The organism is Desulfocicer niacini, from assembly GCF_054657595.1.
In genome coordinates this window covers 1-4,329 of sequence record NZ_BAAHYK010000109.1, presented here as the reverse complement: position 1 = coordinate 4,329, position 4,329 = coordinate 1, and the positions used below count along the sequence as shown (strand labels likewise).

Sequence of the window (4,329 nt, the reverse complement as noted above, 5' to 3'; positions counted from 1 at the left end):
CTACTTTAAAAGAGATTTAACTCATCCTGTTATGCCGCACCACACAGCTGAAATTGAATATTCTAAAAACCAATTAAATGTCAATGTGTTTCATTTACCGGATCGATACATTGATCGATAATCAGTGTCTTGAATTTATCGACTTTTCATCCTGGATTCACTAGCCGCATTACGGTTTTGGACAATTAGGCAATTATTAAAAACAATCAGGCTATCATCTCTTGTATGGGGTGCTGTATATTCAGGACAGTTCAGAACAGTGATAAAAACAAGGAATAGGAATCGATACCAGCATAATTTAAGAAAGGAAAACATAATGGACATTAAACAAAACGGAACACAAGCCCCAATTAAAGGACCGGCTGACTGGTTCACCGGAACCACTCGCATTGACCCCTTATTTCTTACGGCAGACGATCCGGCCCGTGCAACCGGAGCCAGTGTCACCTTTGAACCGGGTGCGCGAACCGCCTGGCATATCCATCCTTTAGGACAGACGCTGATTGTCACGGCAGGACTCGGAAGGGTTCAATGCGAAGGTGGCCCCATCGAAGAGATCCGTCCCGGTGATGTGGTTTGGTTTTCGCCGAACGAAAAACATTGGCACGGTGCATCCCCCACCAGCGCCATGACCCATATTGCCGTTCAGGAGTCGCTTGACGGCAAAAATGTCGATTGGTTGGAGCATATCAGCGACGAGCAATACGAGGGTTCATGTTAGATTGGAATTTCTGAACAATAATTTGATATCAATAGTTAAACCTAAGAAAATTTAAAAGAATAAAGAGTCCGTTATAAAGGAGACATCATGAAAGAGTTTACGTTTTACAATCCAACGAGAATCGAATTCGGCAACGGAAAAGAAACCAACATAGGACAATACATCAATGAGTTCGGCGTCGACAGCGTACTGATTTTGCACGGATCGGACCGAATCAACAAAGATGGGCTGTTCGATCGGGTAACGGCATCTCTTGAGGAACAGGGGATTGCCTTTGATCAATGGGCGGCGTGATCAGCAACCCCTTGATCAGTCGGGTGCGCGACGCCGTTGACGTCGTCAAAAAGAAAGATCTTAAGGGAATTCTGGCTGTCGGAGGCGGATCCGTGTCGGATTCTGCCAAGGCGATTGCCGCAGGGGCAAAATACGAGGGGGATGTCTGGGATTTTTTTGTCGGCAAGGCCGAAGTCAAAGAAGCGATCCCGGTTTTCACAGTGATGACACTTGCGGCAACCGGCAGTGAAATGAACCCTTACGGTGTGGTGACCAATAGTGAGACGGATCAAAAATATCCCATCGGCTCCCCGCTTCTTTTCCCCAAAGTGTCCGTCATCAATCCTGAACTGATGGCTTCTGTGACACCGGAGTATCTGGCCTATTCGGCTGTCGATATCTTTTCCCACTGCCTTGATCTCTATTTTACGGCAAGTTTCCTGCCGAGTTACACGGCTGCCTTAATCGAAAATATCCTGACAACGGTTAAACGTACCACCAATGTACTGATGAAAAACCCGGATGATTATGATGCACGGGGCGAATTTGCCTGGGCCGCTACCATGGCATTGAACGGAAATACCTTTGTCGGTGTTGAGGGGAACACTTTTGATACCCATATGATTGAGCATGCCATGGGTGCTCTGTACAATGTCCCGCATGGTGCCGGTCTTGCCGTGGTCCTGCCGGCATGGATGGAAGCAATTAAAGAGAAGATGCCGGAAAGATTGGAGATGTTTGCCAAAAATGTCTTTAATGTGACGGGCAAGGATGAAGGCATTGCCGCATTGACCCAGTGGTTCAAATCAATTGGGGCACCGGTTACTTTTGCAGAGGCCGGCCTTTCAGACGATGCCGTCGATCCCATCTCTGAAAATGCTTTTGGAAATGCCACGCTCTGGGGGATGGATAAACTCTATCCCAAAGAGCGGATTGCCGACATTCTCAAGCTGGCCGTGAAATAAGGATCATTTATTACTCGGACAAACATTATCTTACTGGAAGGAGTTTAAAATAAAATGAAAAAATTTCGCAAATTACATGCCATCTTCGTACCCTCTTGACAGCCTTGGCCTTGCTTTTCCTCGTTGCCGACATCTCATGGGCGGCAGATACCCCGGAATGGGACAAAACTTTTGCCAAAAGCGATCAAGTGATTCACGACAAAGTATCATACTCCAACAGATACGGAATTACCGTGGCTGCGGATATCTATCTGCCCAAAACCATAGACAAATCCAAAAAACATGCAGCCATTCTCGTTGGCACCCCCTATGGGGGGGTAAAGAGCAAGGGGCCGGCATCTACACCCAAACCATGGCGGAAAGAGGATTTGTCGCCATGGCCTTTGACGAATCATATAATGGGGAAAGCAGCGGAGAACCAAGACACCTCTCTTCTCCCGACATTTTTGTTGAAGATTTCAGTGCAGGCGTGGATTTCCTCGGAACCCGTCCCTTTGTAGACCGGAATAAAATCGGCGTTATCGGTATCTGCGGCAGCGGCGGATTTTCCGCGACTGCCGCGCAAGTCGACCATCGTATCAAAGCCCTTGCTACGGTCAGCATGTATGATATGAGCCGCGTTATCAGCAAAGTGTGGAAAGATACAATGACCGGTGAACAGCGCAGCAAAACCCTGGACCAACTCGGGGAACAGCACTGGAAGAATTTTGAAAATGGCACGCCCATGCTGCCTCAAGGATTCCCCAATAAACCGGCTGATTCCATTCCGGAAGGATTGGATCCCATTTCAAGCGAGTTTTGGGAATACTATGCCATGGCGCGGGGCCATCACCCCAGATCACACGGTCCCTTTACGACAACAAGCAACATGGCATTCATGAATTTCCCCTTGATGAATACCATTAAAACCATTTCGCCAAGGCCGATTCTGTTCATCATCGGTGAGAACGCCCATTCAAGATATTTTACTGAAGATGCCTATGAAATGGCTGCCGAACCCAAGAAACTCTACATTGTACCCGGCGCCAGGCACATTGATCTGTACGACAGGACCGACATGATTCCATTTGACAAACTTTCAGACTTCTTCGCCAAGGCCCTGACAGATAACAGATAGGAAGATGCTTTTAGTCAAGAAAAGTATGAAAAATTATTAAAGAGTTTAAATATGCACTCAACCAGGCACTGACACAACATGTTGTGTCAGTGCCTGGTTGAGTCAAGACATTCCTGAAATAAAACATAGGCATTAAGTGGGGGGGATGGAAATAGTCTGGATTTTATTGAAAAAGATCGAAAATTATCAATTTTCTGATGATTTTGGGCATAATTCACCAGTAATTCCATAATTCAATTTCAAAAAAAATCAGACCTAATAGTCAAAGGCTGGAATCTGGGAGTCTGGCACGAAGTGAAGCTTTAGCGCTATTAAGCGAGCCCAATTTTGCCAAAATTCTTTGGAAGAGATCTCATTGGGTCTAATAGCTGGGATATTATCATCAGCATCAGCCTTTTTTCTTAAACCTCTTGATTTATTTGAATAGAAATCGTAATAGCGGACGGTTTGTTCGTATCTATTGGGAATGTGAGTCACCAGTTGAGCCAGCCAGTCCAGAGCATTGAAAACTTTCCGGGGCTTTCTGTCCTTGGAGGTATAAACCACTTTGGCAATACCGTCAGTTGATTCTTCTGCTGGAATATAGAGCATTCTTTCCTGGGAGAAACAGGCTCGGATAATGTAATTGGCCAGATTGCCAAGCCCGGCTTTGTTATCTGGATAAATCCGGTCACCAATATATACATGGAAACCATGTATGATGCCAGGAAAGCATATTTTCGATAACAGCATCATTTATTTTTCCCTCTTTTTTGAGCATTTTCAATACTTCATACTGAAAGGCCTCTTCCAGGTCTTCAAGCATGAATGCTGGTGCCATTCGGAAACTGTCGTCATCTATAAAACAGCCGTCAGAAACTATGGCGTGGAGATGTGGATTGAAATTTTGAAAATCACCGTAAGTCTGCACAGCAATGCTGGCTCCGGGAACAGCACTATCATATGGAACAGCTGATTTTAGATAGGCACTGAGCACCTTCCATCCACAAATGCTCAGCTTTGCCAGTAATTTGCGGTCATAAAAAAAATAGATCCGCAATCGTTTGGGAATACTGAAAACCCATTGACGGTGGGGAACATCTTTCAAGACATTGGTAAGCAGCCATTCGCTATATTCTACAACCCTTTTCTGATGGCAAGATGGACAAAATTGCCTGCGCTTACAAGAGAAAGCCAATAAATACTCATGACCGCATTCTTCACAACGCACCCTGGCAAATCCAAAATGAAGATCACCACAATCCAGATATTTA

General features: G+C 45.5%; 6 protein-coding genes. 4 read left to right on the top strand and 2 right to left on the bottom strand.

Annotated features, from left to right (window positions below; all coding sequences use genetic code 11):
* The first annotated feature begins 316 nt into the window (after window positions 1–316).
* From ACYQ2M_RS24745 to ACYQ2M_RS24730, 4 genes are all read left to right on the top strand, one after another.
* Window positions 317–721 carry a (R)-mandelonitrile lyase gene (locus ACYQ2M_RS24745; RefSeq protein WP_459919075.1) on the top strand — a complete coding sequence of 135 codons (405 nt, stop codon included), beginning with the start codon at window positions 317–319 and terminating at the stop codon, window positions 719–721.
* 87 nt (window positions 722–808) lie between these two features.
* Window positions 809–1,015 carry an iron-containing alcohol dehydrogenase gene (locus ACYQ2M_RS24740; protein ID WP_459919074.1) on the top strand — a complete coding sequence of 69 codons (207 nt, stop codon included), beginning with the start codon at window positions 809–811 and terminating at the stop codon, window positions 1,013–1,015.
* Complete coding sequence (locus tag ACYQ2M_RS24735; protein ID WP_459919073.1) at window positions 1,003–1,959, top strand: iron-containing alcohol dehydrogenase; 957 nt, start codon at window positions 1,003–1,005, stop codon at window positions 1,957–1,959. Before ACYQ2M_RS24740 ends, ACYQ2M_RS24735 begins: the two co-directional genes overlap by 13 nt.
* 376 nt (window positions 1,960–2,335) lie before the next feature.
* Window positions 2,336–3,076: an alpha/beta hydrolase gene (locus ACYQ2M_RS24730; protein ID WP_459919072.1), complete on the top strand. Its 741-nt coding sequence runs from the start codon at window positions 2,336–2,338 to the stop codon at window positions 3,074–3,076.
* Window positions 3,077–3,331: 255 nt separating this feature from the next.
* Here the strand turns inward: ACYQ2M_RS24730 and ACYQ2M_RS24725 are convergent, their stop codons facing one another.
* Window positions 3,332–3,808 carry a transposase gene (locus ACYQ2M_RS24725; RefSeq protein WP_459919076.1) on the bottom strand — a complete coding sequence of 159 codons (477 nt, stop codon included), beginning with the start codon at window positions 3,806–3,808 and terminating at the stop codon, window positions 3,332–3,334.
* On the bottom strand, window positions 3,747–4,329 hold a 583-nt coding region (locus ACYQ2M_RS24720; RefSeq protein ID WP_459919071.1), incomplete at its 5' end, for a transposase zinc-binding domain-containing protein. The genes ACYQ2M_RS24720 and ACYQ2M_RS24725, both read right to left, overlap by 62 nt.

Excerpts from the sequence above, each read along its gene's own strand:
- ACYQ2M_RS24745 (WP_459919075.1), top strand. The coding sequence starts at position 317 with ATGGACATTAAACAAAACGGAACACAAGCCCCAATTAAAGGACCGGCT.
- ACYQ2M_RS24740 (WP_459919074.1), top strand. The coding sequence starts at position 809 with ATGAAAGAGTTTACGTTTTACAATCCAACGAGAATCGAATTCGGCAAC.
- ACYQ2M_RS24735 (WP_459919073.1), top strand. The coding sequence starts at position 1,003 with ATGGGCGGCGTGATCAGCAACCCCTTGATCAGTCGGGTGCGCGACGCC.
- ACYQ2M_RS24730 (WP_459919072.1), top strand. The coding sequence starts at position 2,336 with ATGGCCTTTGACGAATCATATAATGGGGAAAGCAGCGGAGAACCAAGA.
- ACYQ2M_RS24725 (WP_459919076.1), bottom strand. The coding sequence starts at position 3,808 with ATGCTGTTATCGAAAATATGCTTTCCTGGCATCATACATGGTTTCCAT.